Origin of the sequence: Lentzea sp. NPDC092896, assembly GCF_044754905.1 — a bacterium.
Classification (GTDB): Bacteria; Actinomycetota; Actinomycetes; order Mycobacteriales; family Pseudonocardiaceae; genus Lentzea.
Genome location: NZ_JBIVPX010000008.1, coordinates 30,124 through 53,862, shown reverse-complemented (window position 1 = coordinate 53,862; position 23,739 = coordinate 30,124). Strand labels below are relative to the sequence as shown.

General features: G+C 69.1%; 23 protein-coding genes and 1 tRNA gene. 12 read left to right on the top strand and 12 right to left on the bottom strand.

The features are described 5' to 3' along the window. From ACIQF0_RS32915 to orn, 3 genes are all read right to left on the bottom strand, one after another. On the bottom strand, positions 1 to 1,626 hold the full coding sequence (locus tag ACIQF0_RS32915; protein ID WP_401036053.1) for an ABC-F family ATP-binding cassette domain-containing protein: 1,626 nt from the start codon (positions 1,624 to 1,626) through the stop codon (positions 1 to 3). A gap of 57 nt (positions 1,627 to 1,683) precedes the next feature. After that, positions 1,684 to 1,756, bottom strand: a tRNA-His gene (locus tag ACIQF0_RS32910). Between the two features lie 66 nt (positions 1,757 to 1,822). Further along, a complete protein-coding gene (orn, locus tag ACIQF0_RS32905) occupies positions 1,823 to 2,428 on the bottom strand; it encodes an oligoribonuclease (RefSeq protein WP_401036051.1) in 606 nt (201 codons plus the stop codon). A gap of 72 nt (positions 2,429 to 2,500) precedes the next feature. Between orn and ACIQF0_RS32900 the strand changes: the two genes are divergently transcribed. Continuing rightward, on the top strand, positions 2,501 to 4,018 hold the full coding sequence (locus ACIQF0_RS32900) for a helicase HerA-like domain-containing protein (protein ID WP_401036048.1): 1,518 nt from the start codon (positions 2,501 to 2,503) through the stop codon (positions 4,016 to 4,018). On the opposite strand, the gene ACIQF0_RS32895 is transcribed toward ACIQF0_RS32900, so the two are convergent. Next, positions 3,950 to 5,215 (bottom strand): MFS transporter, encoded by a 1,266-nt coding sequence (locus ACIQF0_RS32895; protein ID WP_401036045.1) that lies wholly within the window; start codon positions 5,213 to 5,215, stop codon positions 3,950 to 3,952. The two genes, ACIQF0_RS32900 and ACIQF0_RS32895, sit on opposite strands and share 69 nt — an antisense overlap. Before the next feature lie 71 nt (positions 5,216 to 5,286). On the opposite strand from ACIQF0_RS32895, the gene ACIQF0_RS32890 reads away from it, so the two are divergent. Further along, complete coding sequence (locus ACIQF0_RS32890) at positions 5,287 to 6,222, top strand: GlxA family transcriptional regulator (RefSeq protein WP_401036042.1); 936 nt, start codon at positions 5,287 to 5,289, stop codon at positions 6,220 to 6,222. Positions 6,223 to 6,237: 15 nt separating this feature from the next. Here ACIQF0_RS32890 and ACIQF0_RS32885 read toward each other — a convergent pair whose 3' ends face one another. The 3 genes from ACIQF0_RS32885 to ACIQF0_RS32875 all read right to left on the bottom strand — a co-directional run bounded on the left by ACIQF0_RS32885 (position 6,238) and on the right by ACIQF0_RS32875 (position 8,482). Next, the gene (locus ACIQF0_RS32885; protein WP_401036039.1) at positions 6,238 to 7,743 is read right to left on the bottom strand and encodes a PH domain-containing protein; all 1,506 of its coding nucleotides are present in this window, start codon (positions 7,741 to 7,743) and stop codon (positions 6,238 to 6,240) included. Then, on the bottom strand, positions 7,740 to 8,228 hold the full coding sequence (locus ACIQF0_RS32880) for a PH domain-containing protein (RefSeq protein ID WP_401036036.1): 489 nt from the start codon (positions 8,226 to 8,228) through the stop codon (positions 7,740 to 7,742). Before ACIQF0_RS32880 ends, ACIQF0_RS32885 begins: the two co-directional genes overlap by 4 nt. Before the next feature lie 119 nt (positions 8,229 to 8,347). Continuing rightward, on the bottom strand, positions 8,348 to 8,482 hold the full coding sequence (locus ACIQF0_RS32875) for a hypothetical protein (protein WP_360048418.1): 135 nt from the start codon (positions 8,480 to 8,482) through the stop codon (positions 8,348 to 8,350). Positions 8,483 to 8,510: 28 nt separating this feature from the next. Between ACIQF0_RS32875 and ACIQF0_RS32870 the strand changes: the two genes are divergently transcribed. Further along, positions 8,511 to 9,746, top strand: coding sequence for a helix-turn-helix domain-containing protein (locus ACIQF0_RS32870; RefSeq protein WP_401036034.1), 1,236 nt, complete (start codon positions 8,511 to 8,513; stop codon positions 9,744 to 9,746). A gap of 231 nt (positions 9,747 to 9,977) precedes the next feature. Here ACIQF0_RS32870 and ACIQF0_RS32865 read toward each other — a convergent pair whose 3' ends face one another. From ACIQF0_RS32865 to ACIQF0_RS32855, 3 genes are read right to left on the bottom strand one after another with little or no spacing between them, the layout of a single operon-like run. Further along, complete coding sequence (locus tag ACIQF0_RS32865) at positions 9,978 to 11,288, bottom strand: response regulator transcription factor (RefSeq protein ID WP_401036030.1); 1,311 nt, start codon at positions 11,286 to 11,288, stop codon at positions 9,978 to 9,980. Positions 11,289 to 11,317: 29 nt separating this feature from the next. Continuing rightward, positions 11,318 to 12,820, bottom strand: a complete 1,503-nt coding sequence (locus ACIQF0_RS32860) for an AMP-binding protein (protein ID WP_401036028.1) — start codon at positions 12,818 to 12,820, stop codon at positions 11,318 to 11,320. 53 nt (positions 12,821 to 12,873) lie between these two features. After that, complete coding sequence (locus tag ACIQF0_RS32855; protein ID WP_093599065.1) at positions 12,874 to 13,074, bottom strand: hypothetical protein; 201 nt, start codon at positions 13,072 to 13,074, stop codon at positions 12,874 to 12,876. Positions 13,075 to 13,251: 177 nt separating this feature from the next. Between ACIQF0_RS32855 and ACIQF0_RS32850 the strand changes: the two genes are divergently transcribed. Continuing rightward, positions 13,252 to 14,439 carry an NAD(P)/FAD-dependent oxidoreductase gene (locus ACIQF0_RS32850; protein ID WP_401036025.1) on the top strand — a complete coding sequence of 396 codons (1,188 nt, stop codon included), beginning with the start codon at positions 13,252 to 13,254 and terminating at the stop codon, positions 14,437 to 14,439. Positions 14,440 to 14,444: 5 nt separating this feature from the next. Here the strand turns inward: ACIQF0_RS32850 and ACIQF0_RS32845 are convergent, their stop codons facing one another. Then, positions 14,445 to 14,918: a MarR family winged helix-turn-helix transcriptional regulator gene (locus ACIQF0_RS32845; protein ID WP_401036022.1), complete on the bottom strand. Its 474-nt coding sequence runs from the start codon at positions 14,916 to 14,918 to the stop codon at positions 14,445 to 14,447. A gap of 82 nt (positions 14,919 to 15,000) precedes the next feature. Between ACIQF0_RS32845 and ACIQF0_RS32840 the strand changes: the two genes are divergently transcribed. Further along, positions 15,001 to 15,582 carry an FMN-dependent NADH-azoreductase gene (locus tag ACIQF0_RS32840; RefSeq protein WP_401036020.1) on the top strand — a complete coding sequence of 194 codons (582 nt, stop codon included), beginning with the start codon at positions 15,001 to 15,003 and terminating at the stop codon, positions 15,580 to 15,582. Between the two features lie 11 nt (positions 15,583 to 15,593). Beyond that, a complete protein-coding gene (locus ACIQF0_RS32835; RefSeq protein WP_401036019.1) occupies positions 15,594 to 15,986 on the top strand; it encodes an NUDIX domain-containing protein in 393 nt (130 codons plus the stop codon). Here ACIQF0_RS32835 and ACIQF0_RS32830 read toward each other — a convergent pair. Continuing rightward, a complete protein-coding gene (locus ACIQF0_RS32830) occupies positions 15,930 to 17,075 on the bottom strand; it encodes an MFS transporter (protein WP_401036016.1) in 1,146 nt (381 codons plus the stop codon). The genes ACIQF0_RS32835 and ACIQF0_RS32830 overlap by 57 nt on opposite strands. A gap of 150 nt (positions 17,076 to 17,225) precedes the next feature. On the opposite strand from ACIQF0_RS32830, the gene rox reads away from it, so the two are divergent. The 6 genes from rox (at position 17,226) to ACIQF0_RS32800 (ending at position 23,533) form a co-directional block, all read left to right on the top strand. Continuing rightward, a complete protein-coding gene (gene rox / locus ACIQF0_RS32825) occupies positions 17,226 to 18,653 on the top strand; it encodes a rifampin monooxygenase (protein ID WP_401036014.1) in 1,428 nt (475 codons plus the stop codon). A 45-nt stretch (positions 18,654 to 18,698) separates the two neighbouring features. Continuing rightward, a complete protein-coding gene (locus ACIQF0_RS32820; RefSeq protein WP_360048401.1) occupies positions 18,699 to 19,649 on the top strand; it encodes a tetratricopeptide repeat protein in 951 nt (316 codons plus the stop codon). Next, positions 19,649 to 19,972 (top strand): hypothetical protein, encoded by a 324-nt coding sequence (locus tag ACIQF0_RS32815; protein ID WP_360048400.1) that lies wholly within the window; start codon positions 19,649 to 19,651, stop codon positions 19,970 to 19,972. The genes ACIQF0_RS32820 and ACIQF0_RS32815 overlap by 1 nt, the downstream gene beginning before the upstream one ends. Positions 19,973 to 20,047: 75 nt before the next feature. Next, positions 20,048 to 22,168, top strand: coding sequence for a protein translocase subunit SecD (secD, locus tag ACIQF0_RS32810; RefSeq protein ID WP_401036010.1), 2,121 nt, complete (start codon positions 20,048 to 20,050; stop codon positions 22,166 to 22,168). 10 nt (positions 22,169 to 22,178) lie between these two features. Next, positions 22,179 to 22,550, top strand: coding sequence for a VOC family protein (locus tag ACIQF0_RS32805; RefSeq protein WP_401036008.1), 372 nt, complete (start codon positions 22,179 to 22,181; stop codon positions 22,548 to 22,550). Positions 22,551 to 22,876: 326 nt separating this feature from the next. Further along, the gene (locus ACIQF0_RS32800) at positions 22,877 to 23,533 is read left to right on the top strand and encodes an abortive infection system antitoxin AbiGi family protein (protein WP_401036006.1); all 657 of its coding nucleotides are present in this window, start codon (positions 22,877 to 22,879) and stop codon (positions 23,531 to 23,533) included. The last annotated feature ends 206 nt before the right edge of the window (positions 23,534 to 23,739 follow it).

The window sequence follows — 23,739 nt, the reverse complement described above, 5'->3', positions numbered from 1 at the left end:
CTAGGAGACCGTCACCTGGCCACCCGACACGGCCAGGTGACGGTTCACCTGCACCGCTTCCAGCATCCGCCGGTCGTGCGTCACCAGCAGCAACGTGCCGGGGTAGTTCTCCAGCGCCGACTCCAGCTGCTCGATCGCGGCCAGGTCGAGGTGGTTCGTCGGCTCGTCCAGCACCAGCAGGTTCACCCCGCGGCCCTGCAGCAACGCCAGCGCCGCCCGCGTCCGCTCACCCGGTGACAGCGACGCCGCCGGACGCTTCACGTGCACGGCCTTCAGCCCGAACTTCGCCAGCAACGTGCGCACGTCGGCCGGGTTCATCTCCGGCACCGCCTCCTCGAACGCGTCCACCAGCGGCAGGTCGCCCAGGAACAGCCCCCGCGCCTGGTCCACCTCGCCCACGACGACGCCGGAGCCCAGCGTCGCGTAGCCAGAGGTCAGCTCGACCCGGCCGAGCAGCGCGCCCAGCAGCGTCGACTTGCCCGCGCCGTTCGCGCCGGTGATCGCGACCCGGTCCGCCCAGTCGATCTGCAGGTCCACCGGGCCGAGCCGGAAGCCACCCCGTTCGACCACCGCTGCCCGCAGGGACGCCACGATCGCGCCGGAACGCGGGGCCGCGGCGATCTCCATCCGCAGCTCCCACTCCTTGCGGGGCTCCTCGACGACGTCCAGGCGTTCGATCATGCGGTCGGTCTGACGGGCCTTCGACGCCTGCTTCTCGGTGGCGTCGGCACGGAACTTGCGGGCGTTCTTGTCGTTGTCCGTGGCCTTGCGCCGGGCGTTCTTGACGCCCTTGTCCATCCACGCGCGCTGCATGCGCCCGCGGGCTTCCAGCGAGGCCTTGGTGTCCGCGAACTCCTCGTAGTCGTCACGAGCGTGCTGACGGGCTCGTGCGCGTTCTTCGAGGTATGACTCGTAGCCGCCGCCGTACAGGCGCACGGAGTTCTGGTGCAGGTCGAGCTCCAGCACGCTGGTGACCGTGCGGGCCAGGAACTCGCGGTCGTGCGAGACCACCACGGTTCCGGCGCGCAGGCCCGTGACGAACTTCTCCAGCCGCTCCAGGCCGTCGAGGTCCAGGTCGTTGGTCGGCTCGTCCAGCAGGAAGATGTCGTAGCGGCTCAGCAGCAACGACGCCATGCCGGCTCGTGCGGCCTGGCCGCCGGACAGCGAGGTCATCAGCGCGTCGAGGCCCACGGTCAGTCCCAGGTCCGAGATGACCTCCAGCGACCGTTCCTCCAGATCGGCGCCGCCCAGCGCGAGCCACTGGTCCAGCGCGTCCGAGTAGCCCTCGTCGTTGCCCGCGGTCAACGCCTCGGTGGCCACGTCCAGCGCCGCCTGAGCGTCTGCGACACCCGTCCGCCGGGCCAGGAAGTCCCGCACGGTCTCGCCTTCGCGGCGTTCGGGTTCCTGCGACAGGTGTCCGACGTTCGCCCCTGGCGGGCTGAGCGTCACGCGGCCGGACTCGGCGGGGATCAACCCGGCCAGAGTCTTCAGCAGCGTCGACTTGCCCGCGCCGTTCACGCCGACGAGCCCGATGACGTCGCCGGGAGCGACCACCAGGTCCAGACCGGAGAACAGGACGCGGTCACCGTGACCCGCGGCGAGATCCTTGGCGACGAGCGTGGTCATGAAGACTCCCTGAACGTGAAGAAAGGCCCCCGCGAGTGCGGAGGCCTTTCGACAAAGGGTGAGTGACGGGACTTGAACCCGCGACACCTGGGATCACAACCCAGTGCTCTACCGGCTGAGCTACACCCACCATTGCCAGTCGTTGACCGGCGAGGAAAGCATAGCAACGAGAGCTACCGATATTGAAATCAGGGGGTCATTCGGCGTTCTTCAGCAGGTCAGCGGCCACGGCCTGGGCCTGCTCGGACGACGGACCGGGCTGCGGCACGAACGCCGTCCGCCGGTAGTACGCGAGCTCCCGGATGGACTCGACGATGTCCGCGAGCGCCCGGTGCGCGAGGCCCTTGCCCGGCTGCGCGTAGTAGATGCGCGGGTACCAGCGCCGGCACAGCTCCTTGATCGACGACACGTCGACCATGCGGTAGTGCAGGTGCGCGTCCAACGCCGGCATGTCGCGGGCGATGAACCCGCGGTCGGTGGCGATGGAGTTGCCGGCCAGGGGAGCGGTCCGGGGATCCGGCACCCACTCCTTGATGTAGGCCAGCACGGCGGCCTCTGCCTCCTCCATGGAGACGGCGGACGCGCGCACCTCCTCGGTCAGGCCCGACTTGGCATGCATCTCCATGACGACGTCCGGCATCGAGGCGAGCACGTCGTCATCCGCGTGGATCACAATGTCCACGCCGTCGCCGAGCACGTTGAGCTCGGCGTCCGTGACCAGTGCCGCGATCTCGATCAGAGCGTCCTTGCCCAAGTCGAGTCCGGTCATCTCGCAGTCGATCCACACCAGACGATCCATCACGCCGGAAACATTACTGCGCGAGGGCTCAACTTCGAGTGGCGGCGTGCAGCAACCTGATTACGCTCCTCGTGCATGACGGCTCAAGCTGAGATCGCTGCCGGGTACGCGTCCGAGAGCGCGGCCATCGAACTCGGCGCCGTGCTGGTCGACGGCACCGTGGAGCCGACCGCTCACGTCCGCATCCCGTTGGCCATGGTCAACCGCCACGGACTCGTCGCCGGCGCAACGGGAACGGGCAAGACGAAGACCCTCCAGCTGCTCGCCGAACAGCTGTCCAACAACGGCGTTCCCGTGCTGATGGCGGACGTGAAGGGCGACTTGTCCGGTCTGTCGCAGCAGGGTGGCGTCAGCGACCGGACCACGGCCCGTGCCAAGGACACCGGCGACGACTGGCAGCCGCAGTCGTACCCGACGCAGTTCCTGTCGATCGGCACCGGCGGTCTCGGGGTGCCGCTGCGGGCGACGATCACGAGCTTCGGGCCGATCCTGCTGTCGAAGGTGCTGGGCCTGAACGACACGCAGGAGTCGACGCTCGGCCTGATCTTCCACTGGGCCGACAGCCGCGGCCTGCCGTTGCTCGACACCAAGGACCTGCGCAGCGTCATCCAGCACCTCACCAGCGACGAGGGCAAGGCCGACCTCAAGGGCATCGGCGGTGTCTCGAGTTCCACGGCGGGCGTGATCCTGCGCGCCCTGGTCAACCTGGAGGCGCAGGGCGGCGACAGGTTCTTCGGCGAACCGGAGCTCGACCCGGCCGACCTGATGCGGCAGCGCGACGGCAAGGGTGTCGTGAGCCTGCTGGAACTGGCCGAGCTGCAGGGCAACCCGGCGTTGTTCTCCACGTTCCTGATGTGGTTGCTGGCAGAGCTGTTCGAGACGTTGCCGGAAGAAGGTGACGTCGAGAAGCCCAAGCTCGTCTTCTTCTTCGACGAGGCGCATCTGCTGTTCTCCAACGCCTCCAAGGCGTTCCTCGACCAGATCACCCAGACCGTGAAGCTCATCCGGTCCAAGGGGATCGGCGTCTTCTTCTGCACGCAGCTGCCGACCGACATCCCGAACGACGTGCTGTCGCAGCTCGGCGCACGCGTCCAGCACGCACTGCGCGCGTTCACGCCGGACGACCAGAAGGCGTTGGCGCGCACGGTGAAGACGTACCCGACGACGCCGCACTACGACCTGGAGAAGGCGCTCACGTCGCTCGGCATCGGCGAGGCGATCATCACCGTGCTCAGCGAGAAGGGCGCGCCGACACCGGTCGCGTGGACTCGGCTGCGGGCGCCCCGCTCGTTGATGGACACCATCGGCAACGACGCGATCAGGCAGGCGGCGTCCTCCAGCGATCTGCACGGCAAGTACTCGGAGACCATCGACCGCGAGTCGGCGTACGAGCAGCTGATGCAGAAAGTCGCGCCACCGCAGGAAGAACAGCAGCAGGCCCCGGCTCCTCCTCGTCAGGAGAAGGAGGAACCGGGGATGGTCGAGAAGGTGCTGGGCAACAGCGCCGTGAAGTCGTTCCTGCGGTCAGCCGGCAGTGCCCTGGCGCGCGAGATCACGCGAGGCCTGTTCGGGACTTCGCGCAAGCGACGCTGACAGCACGGCCGCGCCGATGCAGAGGGCGCCAGCGACGTACCAGGCCAGGTCGTAGCTGCCCAGGTGGTCGCGGGTGAGCCCGGCCGCCGAGGCCGCGACGGCCGCGCCGAGCTGGTGCGACGCGAACACCCAGCCGAACACGACGGGCCCGGACATGCCGAAGTACTGACGGCACAACGCCACGGTCGGCGGCACCGTCGCGACCCAGTCCAGGCCGTAGAAGATGATGAACACCAGCATCGACGGGTGCGCCGAGTCGCCGAACAGCTGGGGCAGCAGCATCAGCGAGAGGCCGCGCAACGCGTAGTAGCCCGCCAGCAGCAGCCGCGAGTCGACGCGGTCGGTCAGCCAGCCGGACGCGATCGTGCCCACGATGTCGAACACGCCCACCAGCGCCAGCAGTCCGGCTGCGGTCGTCGTCGGCATGCCGTGGTCGTGCGCGGCGGGGATGAAGTGCGTGCCCACCAGACCGTTCGTGGACGCTCCGCAGATCGCGAACCCACCGGCCAGCAGCCAGAACGGCCGGGTCTTCGCGGCGGTGGCCAACGCGGTCAGGGCGCGCTTGGCCGCGCCGCCGGACGGTGGCGGGGGAGTGTCCTCGGTCGCGCCCAGCGGCAGGAGTCCCACGTCACGCGGGTACTCGCGCAGGAAGAACGCGGCCAGCGGCACGACGGCGAGCGCGGCGATGCAGATCACCAGCGACGCGTACCGCCAGCCGTAGGACTCCGACAGCCAGGCCACGGTCGGCAGGAACACCAGCTGGCCGGCCGCGCCACCCGCCGTCAGCACGCCCGTGACCAGGCCGCGGTGCCGCACGAACCAGCGGCCGGTGATCGTCGCGACGAACGCCAGTGCCATCGAGCCGGTGCCGAGCCCGACCACGACGCCCCACAGCAGAACGAGCTGCCACGACGCGGTCATGAACACCGTCAGCCCGCTGCCGATCGCGACCAGCGTCAACGCGCAGGTCACCACGACCCGCACGCCGAACCTGTCCATCAGCGCGGCCGCGAACGGCGCGGTCAGCCCGAACAGCAACAGGTTGATCGAGATGGCGAGCGAGATCGTGCCGGTCGACCAGCCGAACTCCGCCCGCAACGGCTCGATCAACGCTCCCGGCGCCGCGCGGAACGACGCGGCACCGACCAGGGCGATGAACGACACGCCCGCGACAACCCAGGCCCAATGCAGTCTCACGCCGACAAGGTTCGGTGATGGCGGATTCAGCGACCAGTGGCCCGATGGCCAACATGTGAAAGAATCAGGCCATGCACCGGATCGCCGTTCTCGCGCTGGAGCAGTCGGTCGCGTTCGACATCGGCAGCTCGACGCACATGTTCGCCCGGCTCCAAGACCGCTACGAGGTGGTCGTCTGCTCGCCGGACCGCCGCCCGATCCCCACCAGCGGCGGCTTCACCATCGCGCCCGAGCACGGCTTGGAGGTGCTCCAAGACGCGGACACGGTGCTCGTGCCGGGCACCCACTACAAGCCCGCACGCGAGGGCTGGCTCGAACCGGCCGTGCTGGAGGCGCTCACGACGACGAACGCGCGCCGGATCATGTCGATCTGCACCGGGGCGTTCGTGCTCGCGGCCGCCGGGCTGCTCGACGGCAGGCCCGCGACCACCCACTGGGGCACCACCGACGAGTTCCGCGCGCTCTACCCGAAGGTGCGACTGAACCCGGACGTGCTGTTCATCGACGACGGGGACATCCTCACGTCGGCGGGCGTCGCCGCGGGCATCGACCTCTGCCTGCACGTCATCAGGTCCGACCACGGCAGCGAGGTGGCGAACTGGATCGCCCGCTACTGCGTCGTGCCGGCGTGGCGGCAGGGCGGGCAGTCCCAGTTCGTCGACCGCCCGGTGCCCAGCTACCCGGACACCTCCACGGCACTCTCCCGCGAGTGGGCCTTGGAACGCCTCCAAGAACCGCTCGACCTCGCCGCGATGGCCGTCCAGGTGCGGATGAGCGTGCGCACCTTCACCCGCCGGTTCCGAGCCGAGACGGGGATGTCGCCGGGCCAGTGGCTGACGCAGCAGCGCGTCGACCGCGCCCGGCACCTGCTGGAGTCCACCGACCTGCCGATCGACCAGGTCGCGAACCACGCGGGCTTCGGCACTGGAGCGGCGCTGCGCCAGCAACTGGCGGCGTCGATCGGGGTCTCGCCGAGCGCCTACCGTCAGACGTTCCGCTCGGCGTGACCCTCCACAAAGGAACTACTCGTCGATCAGGAACGGCCGCAGCAGATCGGGCACGGCCTCGTCGGCCAGCGCCAGTCCGTCGGACTCGCCGACGTCCGTGACGTGGTAGACGCCCGCACCCGCCGCGGTGGTCGCGCCGATCGTCACCAAACCGCTGCGGCGCTGGAAGAACGACCGGTGGATGCGCCACCCGATGATGCCGGTGCGCTGCAACGCGACGGTGCTGCGCACGAGAGAGTTGTTGCGCGTCACCAGATAGCGCTCGTCCAGCGCGTTGCCGAGCGAGCGGTAGTTGTCCCAGCCGACCAGCGCGGCGAACGGGAGGATCGCCACCGGGATCGGCCACGCCCACGACGGCGCGAAGATCGCGAGGCCGACGGCGATCACGATCCACGGCATGGTGTGCCGGACCATGCTGCGGCGCAACGCGGCGAACGGGTGCTTGCGCAGCCTCAACGTCGTCGGGTCGTTGCCGACCTTCAGCACGTCCCGTGACACCTGGTGCGCCACGGACAGCGGCGCGGGTGGCAGCAGCAGGTTGCTCTCGCCCTTGGAACCGAGGCCCGTCGTCACGGCGGCGAGCTTCGCGCCCTTGCCGGCGCGCACCAGCAGCGGTTCCTGGATGTCGACGCCGCGAAGCCGTTGCTCCTCCACCGAAACCGAGCGGGTGGTGAGCAGACCCCGTTGCACGCGCAGGGTTCCGTCCGGCTCGCGGGTCAGCTTGTAGTTCCAGAACTGAAGGATGTAGAGCGGGATCGACAGCACGAGTCCGAGGACGGCCAGCACGACCAGGAACACGGCGAAGAGCGCGAGGCTGGGGTTCTCGAACAGCCACTCCCACAGGTCCTGCACCGGGTGCAGGCCGAGGTCGTCGGCGTAGTTCGACAGCACGCCGAACACCGCGCCGATCGCGACGAGGCCCGACAACGACAGCGGCGCGAACTTCAGCCACTTCAGGTCGAGCTGCGAGATGACCTCGGACTCGGGCAGCGGAACCGGTTCCGAGTCCTCGCCCTCAGGGGTCGCCTTGGGCACGACTCCCTTCTGCAGCAACAACAACCGCAGCCGCTCGGCCTCCTGCTGCGTCACGGCGTCGAGCGTGAGGCCGTCCGTGCCGGGGGCGTCCTGCTGCCCGGTGCCGATCCGGACCGCCGACAGCCCGAAGATCCGGTGACCCGGTTTGGACGTGAGGTCGACCGTCCTGATGCGATCACGCGGCACCGCGAGCTGCTTGCGGGTCAGCAGACCCGTGTGCAGCTCGACCTGGTCGCCGGTGATGCGGTATTTCGTGGTGCGCCAAATGAGATAGCTGAACGCGAGGATCGCCGCGACCGTCGCTCCGGACGCGATCAGCCGCCACTTCTCGCCGTTGCCGGTGAACAGCAGGACGAGGATCGGCACCAGCATCGCGATGCCCTCGTTGAGCGGCCGCACGACCAGCATCCGCACGTGCAGGCGGTGCCATTCCTGCAGCGGCTCGGTGAACTCCGGCGCCGCGGGCAGCTCGGCGGGGGTGGTCACGTGGCATCACCCGGCGTGGCCTGCGTCGTGTTCGTCAGTTCCACCACGAGCCTCTGCGCGACCTCGTGCTCCAGGCCCTCGATCTCCACCGGACCGGCGGCCGACGCCGTCGTCACCGTGACGGTGGACAGTCCGAGCAACTGCTGGAACGGCCCGCGTTTCGTGTCGATCGTCTGGATCCGCGAGACCGGCGCGACTCTCCACTCCTGGTTCAGCCAGCCGGAGAGGGTGTAGACGGCGTCCTGCGTGGTCTCCCAGCGGTGGACGCGGTAGCGCCAGCTCGGTTCGACCGCGGTGTGCACGACGCCGACGACCAGGGTGGCGATCATGAGCACCAGCTCCCACGTGGGCGGGTTGCTCACCAGCAGGAACACGATCAGCTGGGGCACGAAGAGCACGAGCCAGAACACGGCGGCCTGCATCGTCCACAGCAGGACGGACTTCGGACTCACCTGGTGACGAGGCGTGCGCAGTTGCAGAGTCACCCCACAAGGGTGCCTCACCGGTACCTGGTGGTGTGGCCAGGTGCGTCAATTGGTGTGTCGGTGGCCGGGGTGGTCCCGCTTGCGAGGGAGGCGGGACCACCCCGGCTCAGACGATCCGATCAGGGCCGGGCGCAGTACGGGGGAGTGAAGCTGCTGTCGTGCTCGTCAGCCGAGGCCGCGCCCGACATCGCCAGCAGTGCCCCCAAACTGAGGATCACGGCCGCGACGGTTCGAGCGATAGTGTTCAACTTCATTAAGGGGCTCCTTCGATAGGTGGCGGCCGTGGATGAGGGCAGGAAGTCGTTGACGAGGTTCGGTGCGCGGTTGCGGGCGGTCCGGCTGCAACGTGGTTTGTCGCAAAAGGACCTCGCGTGCCCCGGCGTCTCGATGAGCTACGTGTCCCGGCTGGAGTCCGGCGAACGGGTGCCGTCGCCCACCGTCGTCCGCAGGCTCGCCGAGGTGCTCGGCGTCGACCCGTCCGAGCTGATGGTCGACGAGGACCGCACCGCGATGCAGGACGAGGCGCTGGCGTGGTGCGAAGCGCTGCTCGCGTACCACGACGGTGACCTCGTGATGGCCGTCGATCTGCTGGAAACGCTGGGAAAGCGGTCCGACGAGGAGATGTTCGGCTGGTGCGTGCGCTGGACGCGCCTGGTGATGCTCGCGCGGCAGCGAGACCACGAGGGTCTGCTGCTGGCGGGGGCGAAGCTGCGCAAGTCGTGGTCTCCCGGTCCGGCGGTGGACGCGCTCGTGGAGATCCTGCGCGCATCCTCGTTGCGGCGCCTCGGCCGGACGGCCGAATCCGTGAAGGCCGCGACCGAGGCCGTCGAACTGTCGAACGGCGAAGGCGACCGAGTGCGTCGCGTCCACACGCGTGCGCTCATCGCGTTGTGCGCGGAGCTCACCGCGGCCGGCCGCCTGGCGGACGCCGAACAGGTCGTCGACCAGCTTTCCGCGCGGCTGCCCGAACTCGGCCGCGACCGGCTCGCGATCTCCACCTGGTGGGTGCGCGCCAAGGTCGCGGATCGGCTGGGAGACCGGATGGAGGCCGCGCACTGCATCCGCGAGGCCGTCGCGATGCTCGACGACTTCGACGGCGATCCCGAGTACCGCTGCCGCGTCCGCCTGGCCGGCGCGTCCATCACGCTGCGCACGCCGGGAGCGAACCTCGACGACGTGGTCGCGTTGCTGGACGAGGTGGAGACGACGGTCGCGGCCATGCGCCGCCAGGAGAACCTGCTCGCGCACGCCCGTGCGTTGCGGGCGGAACTGGCGTTGCGCGACGGCGAGGTCGACCGGGCCCGCGAACTGGCGGAGGTCGCGCTCGCGACCGGCCAGCTCGACGCCGAGCAACAGCTGCGGTGCCACCTGCTCCTGGTGCGGGCGGCGGACGAGGTCGACGCGGACGGCGGCGACGCGCGCACCGCACTGGCCGCGATGCTCGAACACATCAACCCCGAGGCCGTCGACCCCCTGCTGTGGCGAGACGTGGCACGCATCGCGCTGCGCAAGCACTAGCCCGGCGTTCGGGCGGCGTTGCCTCGTCATGACCGCCCCTCGCTCGTTAACTGGACACCTTGTTAACGGAGCATGACACAGACCAGTTACCCATCACATCACCCAATTACACCGCGTGAACATGGGTAAAACACCCGGGAACCGGCAGTTCCCGGTCAACGACAAGCGACCGAACGGGCGATGGCCCGCCTGTCCGGTCGGCCCAGTTGTCAAGGGGTTGACAACGAATGACTAGCTGGCGGTGAGGTTCATCCACCAGACGATGGCACCGGCGCGGCCGTTGACGTCAAGCGTCGTGTAGATGCGCTGGAGGTGGTTCTGCACGGTCTTGGGGGACAGGCCGAGCGACTCCGCGATCATCGCCGTGCTCGCTCCGGCGGCCACGAGTCGCAGCACCTCGATGCCGCGTTTGGTGAGTCCCGCCCGCAGGGCGCGGGCGATCCGGGTGTTCGTGTGTTCCGCGGTACCGGTTTCGTGCAGCTCGCCCGCGTTCGGGACGCGCACCACGGTGTCTTCCCGCTTGGGCTCGAAACGCCTGTGCGCCAACTGTTCCACGAGTCGTGACGACAGGTCGTGCTCGCGCATCCGCAGCAGATCGCGGCCCTCCTGCAGTTCCCACAACCGGTATTGCTCCAACTGCAGCCGCGCGTGCCGCAACGCTCGTTCCAGATCGCCGGCCCGTTCGTGCGCCTCGCTGAGCTGCTGGTGCGCGTGCACCGCCACTTCCCGTGCCAGGCAGCTCATCGCGAGTTCGGCGGCCTGGGTGAGCTGGGCGATCTGCTCGGGGTAGCGCGCCCGCGCTCCACTGAGGCGTGCCCGTGCCATCAGCGCCTCCGCCCGCGCCACCGGGCGGTTCCTTCCGGCAAGCAACTGGTCAGCGCGCTGCCAGCTGCGGTGCGCGCGGTCAAGTTCACCCAGATCGATGCGCACGTGTGTCAGCAGGACGTTGACCATCGCCATCCGCACCGGGTCGCCGAGCGTCTTCCACCGGTCGCGCACCTGAGCGCACAACGCTTCCGCGCGTCGGATCTTGCGCACGCACGGCTCTCCGTCGAGGCTGCAGCGGTTCTCCTCGGTGCGGATCATGCAGTGCTCGTGGTACTGCATGCGCATCACCCGTGCCTGTTCGAACAGCACCGATCCGATCAGCTCGTTGTCGCCGGTGAGCTCCGCGAGACCCAGCGCGCGGGCGAAGGAGTTGAAGCTCCGCTCCCGCGAGTCGAGCCGCAGTTCCACCACAGCACGGGAAAAGCTGCATCGCGCCTGGAGTCCGATGTGGCGGTTCGCCGCCGCGATCTCCTGGACCTTGTCGATCGTGTCGAGCGCGCTGGGCCACAGCCCCCGCTTGCCGAGTGCCACCGACTGCGCCAGCACGCCCTCCGCGACACCCTCGACGTCGTCCAGCCACGCGAACGCGGCCACCGCCTTCTCCGCGTACTCCAACGCCTCGCCCGGCCTGCCCTCGTCCAGGGCTATACGTGCCTCGCGCAGGTTGTGCACGGCGTTGGAACGCGGATCCGCGGTCCTGCCGGGAACCGTCATGGTGAAGCCCCCTCATTCGGAGGCTGACTCTAGTGGTGATCTCGCAATTGACGTTTCAACACTTTTCCGGCTGCGTTGCGCGGCAACTCGTTGACGAAGAAAACATCCCGGGGAACGGAGTATCGCGCCAGATTCGCCTTCACGTGTTCACGTATGTGTTCGGCCGTCAGGGTTTTTGCGCCGACAACGAAAGCCGCCAGGCGCTGGCCCCACTCGTCGTCCGGTACGCCGAGCACCGCGACCTCCGTGACGCCGTCCAGCGTCGAGAGCAAATCCTCGACGTCGTGCGGGTAAACGTTTTCACCGCCTGACACGATCATCTCGTCGTCGCGTCCGGCCACGAACAGCAGGCCGTCCTTGAGATAACCGAGATCGCCGGTCGACATCAGGCCGTCCAGCGATTCCTTGCTGGTGCCGTTGGTGTAGCCGTCGAACAACATCTCGTTGCCGACGAAGATGCGCCCGGTCTCGCCCGGTGTCACCGGCTTGCCCTGATCGTCCACAATGGCCAGTCTGGTGCCGAGCGGCGGCTTGCCCGCCGTGCCCGGTTCGCGCAGCATCTCCTCCGGTGTCGCGATGCTCGCCCAGCTCACTTCCGTTGAGCCGTAGAGGTTGTAGAGCACCGGGCCGAACTCCTGCAGCGTGCGGGCCGCGACGCGGGGCGGCAGGGCGGAGCCGCTGGAGGCGATGATCCGCAGGTTCGGCCGGTGCGAGGTCTCCAGCATGCGTTGCAGCATCACGGGAACCACGAACATCGCGGTGCACCTGTCGGCGTCCTTGAGCGCCTGCGCCGGGTCGAACCTGCGGCGCAGCACCAGGGTGGCGCCGAGCACGAGCCCGAGCTGGAACGCGGCGAGGCCCCAGGCGTGGAAGAGCGGGGAGGTGATGGAGATGACGTCGCCGTGCTTGAGCGGGATCCGCGACAACAGCGCGGCGGCCGGGGCGAGGCTCGCGGGTTCCGGCCTGCGGGCGCCCTTCGGCGTGCCGGTGGTGCCGGAGGTGAGGATGATCAGCCGGCCGCGCGGAGGCCTGCGGGGCAACGAGGTCGTGGGCCCGTTGGCGATCAGCGACTCGAGCTCGTCGGTGAAGAACACCGGGATGTCCGCGGGCAGCGCGTCGGCGAACTCGCGGTCGGCGACGATCCTGCCGATCTGCTGGTCCTGCGCGACCTGGGCCAGTTGTCCTTTGCTCAGACCGGTGTTGAGCAGGACGGCGTCCGCGCCGATCTTCGTGCACGCGGTCATCGTCTCGATGAAGGCGCGGCCGTTGCGGCACAGCAGACCGACGCGCTCCTTGGGGCGGAAGGCGTGCGCGAGCCGGCTGGTGCGCTCGTTCACTTCCGCGTACGTGAGCACGCCGTCGTCGTCGATGATCGCCGCACGGTCCGGGTGCCGTCCCGCGCCCGTCTGGAAGCCCCACGCCAGCGTGATGTCCCACTGCAGATACCCGCGCACGGTGCCGGAGAGCCCGCGCGGGCCCAACGGCCGGATCACTCCGGCTTTGACCAGGGTCAGCAGCACGCGGGTCACCATGCGACCCACTCTGCCATCTACCTACTAGCGAGTAGGTAACGGTGTGACGGCGGTCACATGTCGGTGTTGGACGCGCTCACGACCGCATCGCGCAACGCCGCTCGCAGGCGGCCGACTTCCAGTGGTGTCAGCACGGCGGCCTCACCCGGTGGCACGGTGATCACTATGTGCCCCTGGCTGACGAACACCGTCATGTCCCGTCGGCGCGAAGCGATGTCGCGGCAGCTCACCTGCCACTCCTCTTGGGCTCCCACGGGTTTCTTCCTCCAGCTACCTCGGCGCACCGGCCCGGTGATGCCGGTGCTCGCGTCAGTAGAGACGCGCGTCACCGTCGGTCATGACGAAGGTTTCGCGTTCTCCGTTCAGCGACCGCGCCGAGCTGCGGATAGCGTCGCACGTGGGATGAGACTTGGTCACCTGGAGGGGTGAAAATGGCGGAACCGCAACGCATCGTGATCGTGGGGACTGGCCTCGCCGGTGCCTCCGCAGCCGGCGCGCTCCGAGACCGCGGCTACGGCGGCAAGATCACCATGTTCGGCACCGAGCACCACCGCCCGTACGAACTTCCCGCGCTGTCCAAGGACGTGCTGCTCGGCAAGGCGGCCGAACCCGCGTGGGTGCACGAGCCGAGCTTCTACTCCGACAACGAGATCGACCTCCAGCTCGGCGTGTCCGTGCTGGAGCTGCGGCCCGGCGATCACACGATCGTGGACTCGGATGGAGCAGTGCGCCCCTACGACCGGTTGTTGCTCGCGACCGGATCGCGTCCGCGCGTTCTGCCTGGCGCGCAAGGACATGTGCTGCGCACGCTGGACGACTCGCTGGCCCTGAAGTCCGCGCTGCTCGAGGGCAGGCACGTCGTGATCGTCGGCGCGGGCTGGATCGGGTGCGAGGTGGCGTCCGCCGCTCGCACGCACGGCTGCCGCGTCACGGTGGTCGACCCGCTGGCCGAACCGCTGGTGCGCGTGCTGGGTGCCGAGATGGGCGCGATGTTCCGCGGCCTGCACACCGAGCACGGCGTGGAGTTCGAGCTGGGCACCGGTGTCGCGAGCTTCTCGCCGGCGGGCGTGCGCCTGGACGACGGCACCGAGCTGCACCCGGACGTGACGGTGCTGGCCGTGGGGGCGACGCCCCGTCTCGAACTGGCCGAGGCCGCCGGCCTGGAACTGGCCGAGGGCGGCGTCGCGGTGGACTCGTTGCTGCGCACGTCCGCGCCCGACGTCTTCGCGGCCGGCGACATCGCGGCGCAGGACCACCCGCGCTACGGCCACCGGGTCCGCGTCGAGCACTGGGCGAACGCGAAGGACCAGGGCACGCACGTGGCCGGGCCGCTGATCGGGCTGGACGAGCCGTACCTGAAGTCGCCGTACTTCTTCACCGACCAGTACGACCTGGGCATGGAGTACCGCGGCCTCGCCGGCCCCGACGACGAACTGGTCGTGCGCGGCGACGTGGCCGCGCGGGAGTTCATCGCGTTCTGGCTGCGCGACGGACGGCTGCGGGCGGCCATGAACGTCAACGTCTGGGATCACGGCACGGCGTTGAAGGCGCTGGTGGACGCGCAGGCGACCGTGACGCCGGAGCAGTTGCGGGACGCTGACCTGGGCGCGCTCGTCTAGATCGGCTAGATGCAGGAGCCGTGCATCGGGCCCTCGCCGCGCGAGAGGTCCTGCAGGGCCTTGCGAATGATCGCCATCTCCTCGGCGGTGAAGCGGGAGTGGAAGGCGCGTTCGACCTCGGCGAGCGCGTCACCCGCCTCTTTCTGCAGCTCCCGGCCCTTGTCGGTGATGATCGGCGTGCGCACGCGCCGGTCGCTGGGGTCGGGGACGCGCATGACCAGACCGATCCGCTCCAGCTTGTCGAGCTCGCTGGTGAGCGTGGTCTTGTCGAGGCCGAGCATCGCGCCGAGCTTGAGCTGGGTGCGCATGGCTTCCTCGTTCGCGAGCGCGCCCAGCACCAGCTGACCGCGCAACGAGATCCCGAACTTCGCGATCTCGTCGGCGTACGCCGCGCCGACGCGCTGGGTGGCGCGGTGCAGCAGCCAGTTCAAATCCCACTTCTCCAAGCAGGCTTCGACGAGTTCCGGCTGCTCCTCCATGTGTTCCATCCTACATCCCAGGAGAGATGTTCTCGGCTCAGAATATCTTGACTCGGAAGTTCTTCACTCGTATGTTCCGAGTATGACCAATCTGCTGCACATCGACACGAGCATTCGGTACGAGGGCTCCGTGACCCGCGAGATCTCCAGCGCGTTCGCGGAGAGCTGGCGTGCCGCGAACCCCGGCTCCGGCTACACCTACCGCGACCTGCACGCGTCGCCGATCCCGCACAAGGACGGCACGGACCAGGGCTTTTCCGCCGACCTGATCGCCGAGGTCGACGCGGCCGACGTGCTCCTGATCGGCGCGCCGATGTACAACTTCTCGATCCCGTCGACGCTGAAGGCCTGGATCGACCAGGTCGCGACCGCCGAGCGCTTCGCCCGCGAGGACGGCACGTTCGCGTGGGGCGGCAAGCGCGTTGTCGTCGTGACGGCCCGTGGCGGTTCGTACAAGCCGGGCACGCCGCGCGAGGGCTTCGACTTCCAGGAGCCGTACCTGCGCGCCGTGCTGTCGATGGTCGGCCTCGACCAGAACCTGGAGTTCGTGCACGCCGAGCTGACCCTGGCGGACGTGGTGCCGCAGATGCACCAGTTCCGCGAGCTCGCCGTCGAGTCGCTGGCCGACGCGCACCGCGTGGTCAAGGAACTCGCCAGCGCCTAGGGTTCGGCCTTGTGATCGACAAGGTGGCTTGGATCTACCTCAAGGACGGCCGCGTGCTCGGCACGCGGTCAGCGGGCAAGGACACGTACTACCTGCCCGGCGGCAAGCGCGAGCCGGGCGAGTCCGACGTCGAGACGCTCGTGCGCGAGATCCGCGAGGAGCTGTCCGTCGAGATCGACGCGGCGTCGGCGAAGCACCTGGGGACGTTCGAAGCGCAGGCACACGGCCACACGTCGGGGGTGACCGTGCGCATGACCTGCTACACCGCGTCGTTCGACGGGGAACCGGTGGCGTCGGCCGAGATCGAGGAACTCGCCTGGCTCACCACTGCCGACGCGGACCGGATCTCACCGGTCGACCGGATCATCTTCGCCCACCTGCGGGACATCGGAGTGCTGTCCTGACGTTCGCGGACCGCGGCCGCGAACGCCCGTCCACAGCGCCGTTCCCGCGGTGAGTGCCGCGATGACCAGGTAGATCGCCTCGAAGCCCACGTTCGCCACGAGAGCGGCACCGGCGGCCAGCCCGAGCGGCACGGCACCGAACACGATGCTCATCGCCGTGGCGCTGACCTGGCCGAGCACCGCCGCCGGCGTGCGTTGCTGGACCAGCGTCGCCACCGCGATCACGGTCCAGGCGAGACCCACGCCGTTCACGAACCCCGACACCAGCACCGCGGGCAACCACGCCGACACGCGTGCCGCCGCGGCGACGGCCATCAGCACCAGCCCGGCCGTGACGTTCGCGCGCCCGCCCAGCAGGCCCGCGAGCACCGATCCCGCGCCCTGGGCAGCGGCGAGGACGCCCAGGAACTCAGGTCCGTAGAGCAGGCCGTGCTCCACCAACGGAAACGCCGCCGCCGTGTTCAGCGAGGAGGCGAACAACGCCACCGCCGTTCCGATGATCGGCCATCTGAGCGCCTTGAGGTGCGGCAGGCTCGCGAACTCGCGCGGAGCCGGCGGCGGTTCGTCGACCTTGATCATCGCTGTGGCGCCGGCCGCGAGCAGGAACGACAGCGCGTCGATCGCCACCACCGGCCACGCCCCGTGCGCCGCGAACAGTGCCGCGCCCGCCAACGGCGCGATGAGCTTCATGCCCTCCTGCAACGACATGCGCAGCCCGTTGACCCTGGCCAGCCGGTCGGGCGGGAGCAGCGCCACCAGCAACGCCGGTTCCGCCGCGCTGACGAGCACGGCCTTCGTGCCGTAGAGCAGCAGCACGACGAAGATCACCCAGACCTCGTCGGTCAGCAGCAGCACGGCCAGCGCGGGCACGATCGCGAGGTCCGTGCAGATCAGCAACGGCCTGCGGCGGTAGGAGTCGGCGAACCGGCCGATCCACGGGGACAGCACGCCCGGCGCGTAGACGCACAGCAGGGCGAGGGTGGCGAGGGCGTCGCTGCCGGTCAGCGACTTCACCCACACGCCGGAGACCAGCATCATCGCGCTCGTCCCGAAGAACGACAGCACGAGCCCGGCGAAGTACCACCGCACGTCGTGACCCCCCAGAAACGACGAAAGAGGAGAGCAGCGCTCTCCTCCCACTTCAACATATAGCGCATGGGGGGCCTTGCCACAAGACCCCGGGTGTGCTTCATCATTTCCCGGCCAACGTCATCTACCTGGGGAAATGGGGAAGACTCCATGATCGACGTCATCATCGCCGGCGGTGGACCGACCGGCATGATGCTGGCTGGCGAGTTGCGTTTGCACGGCGTGAGCGTGCTGGTGCTCGAACGGGATCCCGAGCCGACGAAGGTCGTCCGGGCGCTCGGCATGCACGCCCGCAGCATCGAGATCCTGGACCAGCGCGGTATCGCCGACCGGTTCCTGACGGCCGGCCAGACGCATCCGCTGGCCGGGTTCTTCGCGGGCATCGACAAGCCCGCGCCGGAACGGCTGAACACGAAGTACCCGGTCGTCCTCGGCCTGCCGCAGCCGATCACCGAACGGCTGCTCGCCGAGCACGCCACCGAGCTCGGCGCCGAGATCCGGCGCGGCAGCGCGGTGACCGCGTTCGCGCAGGACGACGAGGGCGTGACCGTCGCACTGGCGGACGGCACGTCGGTGCGGGCGCGGTACCTGGTCGGGTGCGACGGCGGCCGCAGCACCGTGCGGAAGCTGGCCGGCATCGACTTCCCGGGCGAGCCGTCGCGGGTGGAGACGCTGCTGGGGGAGATGGAGATCGGCATGCCGTGGGAGGAGGCGATGCCGTTGATGCTGGAGGTCCGCAAGCTCCAGAAGCGGTTCGGCATCGGCCCGATCGGCGGCACCGCGACGTACCGGGTCGTCGTGCCCGCGGAGGGGGTGAACGAGGACCGCGCGGTCATGCCGACCCTGGACGACTTCAAGGAGCAGCTCGTCAAGGTCGCCGGCACCGACTTCGGCGTGCACTCGCCGCGCTGGCTGTCCCGCTTCGGCGACGCCACCCGGCAGGCCGAGCGCTACCGCTCCGGCCGCGTGTTCCTGGCGGGCGACGCGGCGCACGTCCACCCGCCTACCGGTGGGCAGGGGCTCAACCTCGGCGTGCAGGACGTGTTCAACCTGGGCTGGAAGCTCGCGGGCGCGGTGCACGGCTGGGCACCCTCCGGCCTGCTCGACACCTACGAGGCCGAACGGCACCCGGTGGCAGAGGAGGTGCTGAACAACACCCGCGCGCAGATCGAACTGATGAAGGTCGAGCCGGGACCGCAGTCGGTGCGGCGGCTGTTCACCGAGCTCGTGCAGTTCGAGGAGGTCAACCGCTACCTGATCGAGAAGATCATCGCGGTCTCCGTCCGGTACGACCTCGGCTCGGAGAACGACCTGGTGGGCAGGCGGATCGGGGACCTGTCGCTCAAGCGCGGCGGCCTCTACGGCCAGATGCACGCCGGTCGCGGCATCCTGCTCGACCAGTCCGGATCGTTGTCGGTCGGTTCCTGGGCGGACCGGGTCGACCACCTCGTCGACGTCAGCGAGGACCTCGACGCGCCCGCCGTGCTGGTGCGGCCGGACGGGCACGTGGCATGGGCCGGTGAGGACCAGAAGGCGCTCGAAGTGGAGCTCGCGCGCTGGTTCGGGACGGCCGGCTGAGGTCACCCGTTCGAGGGCCGGAGGCGCTTTGCCACACTGTGCGGCGTGTCCGAGCCGATGACAGCCGTGCTGCTGCGCGCAGCCGAGCTCACCGCCTCGGGGAAGCCGCGGCAGGCGATCGACCTGTTGCGGCCCCTCGTGGCGGCGAACCCTCGGCACGCCGAGGCGTGGTGCCGGCTCGCCGCCGCCCACCTCGACCTCGGTGAGGCGGACCAGGCGCTCGACTCGGCGAAGCGCGCGATGGTGCTCGACGGCGAGCCCGCCTGGCCGCAGCGGCTCGCCGCGCTGGCGTTGAGCGATCTCGGCAGGCACGTCGAGGCGGCGGTCGCGGCGCGGGAGTCCGTGCGGCGCAAGCCGGGCGACTGGCGTTGCTACGTCGTGCTCGCCGAGGTCCTCGCCGACAACCCGGACGGCGCCGTGGAGGCGTTCGACTCGGCTCTGCACGCCTCCCAGCTGGCACCGACCGAGGCACGGGCGTTCCAGGTGCTCGGCGACGCGGCGCTGCGCATGCGCGACTGGGGTACCGCCGAGCACGCGTACCGGTCGGCGATCAAGCTCGACCCGTCCGACGCGGACTCCAAGGCGAACCTCGCGACCGTGCAACGGCGGCGTTCTTCACGGCCCACGCAGCTGCAGTTGAACAAGGTGCAGGTGTGGCGCGCGCTGCGCATGCTGTCGTTGCTGCTGGTCGGCGGCGGTTTACTCGCGTTGATCGCCGGCATGCCCCGGCCGACGCCCTACCTGGGGTTCTTCACCGGCGCGCTGGTGCTGTGCTGCCTGGTCGTGGCGTTGCGGCTGCGTCCGTTCAAGCTGCTGTTCAGCCTGCGCAAGCTCGCCGTGACGGTGTCCCTGCTCGCCGCCTCCGCCCTGATCCTGGTCGGTTGGACCGTCGCGTTGTTCTTCGGAGCCACCACGATGCAGCCACTTGTGCTTTCCTGGTTGTGCGCTGTCGTGGGGGGAGCGCTCGTCTACGTCGGTGGAGGCAGGAAGCGGTGATGCGTCGCAACGCGGTCGCGCTCGCGTTCCTGCTGTTCCTCGGACAGCTGTTCATCGTCGCCGCGCCCGCCGAGCCCGTGGTCTCCGGTGCTGTCGTCCGGCACGGCCACGACTTCGCGAACCTGCCCGTCACCACGCCCAAACCGCACAACCTCCAGGCAGCCCAGGTCCCGCAGGCCCAGGTGCCGTCCGACGTGCCGCCCATCGCGAAGCCCGCGATGCCGATGCGGTTCGTCGTCGCCTTCGCCCGTCGCGTGCACCGCACGCCCGAGGGCATCCGCTGGACCCCGCAGCCCGCTCGTTCACCGCCTTCCGGTCGCTGAATCTCCTTTTCCAGCAACCATCTCCGGAAGGCTCACTCACCCATGTCGCGCGACAACGCGCGCCGGGGTCTTCTCGTGCGCGGTCTCATAGCGCTCGGGGTCCTCGTCGCATCCGCTTTTCTGCTGCTCACCACAGATCCCCGCCTCGGCCTCGACCTGCGCGGCGGAACCCAGATCGTCCTGGAGGCCAAGGGCGACTCCGACGCCGCTGACCGTTCGCTCGAGGTCCTGCGCCGCCGAGTCGACGCTCTGGGCGTCGCCGAACCGGTGATCGCCCGCTCCGGCGAGAACCGCATCGTCGTCGAACTGCCCGGAGTCCAGGACCCCGCCGAGGCGGTGAAGGTCCTCGGCCAGACCGCGCAGCTCACCGTTCAGCGGGGCGGCCAGACCGTCATGACCGGCGAGGGCATCTCCGACGCGCAGTCCGCGCGAAACCCGCAGGGCGCCGGTTTCGTGGTCAACATCCAGTTCCAGGGCGACGGCGCGAAGACCTGGCAGAAGGTCACCGGCGAGGCGGCCTGCGAGCCGTCCGGCACCCCCGGCCGGCAGATCGCGTTCGTGCTCGACGGCAAGCCGATCTCGTCACCGGAGGTCAGCCTCGACACGCCGTGCGGCGCAGGTCAGGCAGGCGGCGCGACCACGGTCACCGGCCGCTTCTCCCAGCCGGAGGCCAAGGAACTGGCCCTGGTCATCCGCTCCGGCGCGCTGCCCGTGCCGGTCGAGGTGATCGAACAGCGCACCGTCGGCGCGACCCTGGGCGCCGAGGCCATCGAGGCGAGCGCCAAGGCCGCGATCATCGGCATCGCGCTGACCTCGCTGTTCCTCGTGGTCGCCTACCGCCTGGCCGGATTCCTGGCCGTGGTCGCCCTGGTCGGCTACGCGGGCGTCGCCTACGCCGGGTTGCTGGCGGTGGGGGCGACCTTGACCTTGCCGGGTCTGGCCGGCTTCGTGCTGGCGATCGGCATGGCGGTCGACGCGAACGTCCTGATCTTCGAACGAGCGCGCGAGGAGTACGCCCGAAAACCCAATCTCCGCCGCGCCTCCGAGAACGGCTTCCGCGGCGCGCTGAGCGCGATCGCCGACTCGAACGTGACGACCCTGCTGGCAGCCGGCCTGCTGTTCTGGCTGGCCACCGGCCCGGTCCGGGGCTTCGGCGTGACGCTGACCATCGGTGTCCTGGCGTCGATGTTCAGCGCCCTGGTGCTGTCGCGCGTCCTGGTGGTCTGGGCCCTCGGCACCCGTTTCGTCGGCCGGCATCCTCGGCTGAGCGGCCTGCACACGTTGGGCTGGGTCCGCCAGCGCCTGTCCGTCGTGCTGTACCGGCGCCCGTCGTTGTGGCTGATCAGCGCCGGTGCCGTGGTGCTGGTGGCGTTCTCGGGCCTCATCTTGAGGGGCCTGAACCTGGGCGTCGAGTTCACCGGCGGCCGCATGCTCGACTTCACCGCGGGCGGTGCTGTGGACTCCGGCCGCGTGCGCACCGCCCTGGGTGACGCGGGCTTCTCCGACGTGGTCGTCTCGTCGTCGGGCAACGAGGTCTCGCTCCGCACCGGCCCGATCGACGACGCCACCTCGTCCCGCCTGGGCGAGGTCGTCTCCTCGGCCGTGGACGGCGGCGCCCGCCAGTCGAGCAACGAGCTGATCGGCCCGTCACTCTCGTCCGAACTGCGCCGCAACGCCGTGATCGGCCTGGCCATCGCCGTAGCCGCCCAGCTCGGCTACCTGGCCATCCGCTTCGACTGGCGCCTGGGCGTGGCCACCGTCGCCGCACTGCTCAGCGACGTCCTCGTCCTGGTCGGCATCTTCGCGTGGATGGGCAAGACCGCGGACGGTGTGTTCCTCGCGGCCCTGCTGACCGTGATCGGCTACTCGGTCAACGACTCGGTGGTCGTCTTCGACCGCCTGCGCGAACTGCGCGGCTCCCGCCTGAAAGCCTCGTACCCGGACGTGGTGTCTGACGCGGTGGTCCAAACCGTGCCACGAACCGTGAACACAGGCATCGGCGTGCTGTTCGTGCTGTCGGCACTGCTGGTCCTGGGCGACGGCTCCCTGGCCAACTTCGCCACCGCACTGCTGATCGGCCTGGTAGCCGGCACCGCGTCCACAGTGGTCACCGCCGCACCCGTAGCCATCTGGCTGGAGACGCGCTGGCCAAGGCGAGCGGTTTTGAAGAAGCGCCCGGCGGGAGCGCGGGCCTAACGTTCTGCGCATGATCACTCATGTGCACTCGACCACCATCAACGTCCGCGATCTGGACGAGGCCCTGAGCTTCTACGTGGACGTGCTGGGCTGGGAGAAGCGACAGGACAGCAACGCGGCGGGCATGCGCTGGCTGACCGTCGCTCCTCCCGGCGCCCGGACGGCGTTCGCACTGACCCTGGCGGACGCGCCGAACGTGTCGTTCGCGATGGGCTGCGGGATCTCGCTCATCTCCGACGACATCGACGGCGACGTCGCCGGGCTGCTGGGGAAGGGGGTGCGGGTGAAGGGCGCGCCGGAGACCATGCCGTGGGGTGATCGGGCCACCTGGTTCAGCGACCCTTTCGGCAACGAGTTCTTCCTAGTGCAGCTCGCTTCATAGCAAAGTAGGCGGCATGACCTCCTTCGCCGGGTACCAGAACGAGATCTTCTGGTTGCGTGGTCGGCGGACCTGCGTCTGTCTGCAGAGGACACCGCTTGAGCTGCGGGAACTGTCTCGGTAGTTCTCACGGATTCTCGTGGTCGCCCGACGTCCCACGGCCTGGGGACGGCCTGGCGGTGATCAACCACATCGGGGCCTCATCCCGACACTGAGCCGGTCTTCGCGGTCAGTGGTACCGGGTCAAGACACGCATTCCCGTCTTGACGCGGTGCTGCTGGCCGTGACTCATCATGGGGTGCGGGATGAGTGCGGTCGGAGGAGGCGCAGTGCTTGGGTACATGGGCCACGATGACTGGCAAGACATGTCGGACTACCTCGTGCACCTGACGGACGGGGAGTCCCTGTTCAAGATCATCTATGAAGGGACCTTGCGTGCCACCACGGCACAGGGGACAGCACGTTCTATTGTCGGCCTCGGAACCACGCAACATGCGGTTTGCCTGAGTGAGATTCCTCTGGGGCTGTTGGGCCGGCTCGCAGATCGACATGGTCGGTTCGGTGTGGGGTTCACGCGCGACTTTGTGCGGTCGCGAGGAGGTGCACCAGTCTGGTACCTGGCGCGAGGAACGAAGCAGGAAGCCAGCTTTCAGGCCCTCGTCAACGAAAAGATGAAGGGCGCCGCTAAACCTGATGATCCGCTCTGGGTGCTCACGCCCTTCGTGGACAACCCTGGCTCAGGGCCGGGGTGGTCTTATGAGTTCGAGTGGGAGCGGGAGTGGCGCGTGGCTGGCGGTCTCGGCTTCACGCTGGATGACGTGCAGTTCTTGTTTGTTCCTGAAGTGAACCAAGAAGGCTGGCGCGATCATTGGAAGACCCTCTTCGGTGCGCGGACCGTTTTCGCTGGGGCCATGATCGATACTGACTGGGATGTGGCCCGGCTCCAGGCTGAACTCAAACGAGCAGGTCTGAACGGAGCGAGTTGACACGACCCGGTGGCCGTTGGCGCGAAGCGTCGGCGGGCGTCGATCGCCGTGCCCAGCTCGATCAAGTCGACCAACTGCGCGATCGGCCTGTCCCGTGGGCTTACGGCGGTTGCTTGTGACACGTTGCGCCGTCGGCGTCGTGCTGCCGCGCACCTCGCGGATAGCGCCGCCGTGGCCGGCGGGCCGAGCGAAGCGGGAGCCCGACG

Coding starts and splice junctions, on each gene's coding strand:
- ACIQF0_RS32915 (WP_401036053.1), bottom strand. CDS start 1,626: ATGACCACGCTCGTCGCCAAGGATCTCGCCGCGGGTCACGGTGACCGC.
- ACIQF0_RS32900 (WP_401036048.1), top strand. CDS start 2,501: ATGACGGCTCAAGCTGAGATCGCTGCCGGGTACGCGTCCGAGAGCGCG.
- ACIQF0_RS32890 (WP_401036042.1), top strand. CDS start 5,287: ATGCACCGGATCGCCGTTCTCGCGCTGGAGCAGTCGGTCGCGTTCGAC.
- ACIQF0_RS32875 (WP_360048418.1), bottom strand. CDS start 8,482: ATGAAGTTGAACACTATCGCTCGAACCGTCGCGGCCGTGATCCTCAGT.
- ACIQF0_RS32865 (WP_401036030.1), bottom strand. CDS start 11,288: ATGACGGTTCCCGGCAGGACCGCGGATCCGCGTTCCAACGCCGTGCAC.
- ACIQF0_RS32860 (WP_401036028.1), bottom strand. CDS start 12,820: ATGGTGACCCGCGTGCTGCTGACCCTGGTCAAAGCCGGAGTGATCCGG.
- ACIQF0_RS32850 (WP_401036025.1), top strand. CDS start 13,252: ATGGCGGAACCGCAACGCATCGTGATCGTGGGGACTGGCCTCGCCGGT.
- ACIQF0_RS32845 (WP_401036022.1), bottom strand. CDS start 14,918: ATGGAGGAGCAGCCGGAACTCGTCGAAGCCTGCTTGGAGAAGTGGGAT.
- ACIQF0_RS32840 (WP_401036020.1), top strand. CDS start 15,001: ATGACCAATCTGCTGCACATCGACACGAGCATTCGGTACGAGGGCTCC.
- rox (WP_401036014.1), top strand. CDS start 17,226: ATGATCGACGTCATCATCGCCGGCGGTGGACCGACCGGCATGATGCTG.
- ACIQF0_RS32815 (WP_360048400.1), top strand. CDS start 19,649: ATGCGTCGCAACGCGGTCGCGCTCGCGTTCCTGCTGTTCCTCGGACAG.
- ACIQF0_RS32805 (WP_401036008.1), top strand. CDS start 22,179: ATGATCACTCATGTGCACTCGACCACCATCAACGTCCGCGATCTGGAC.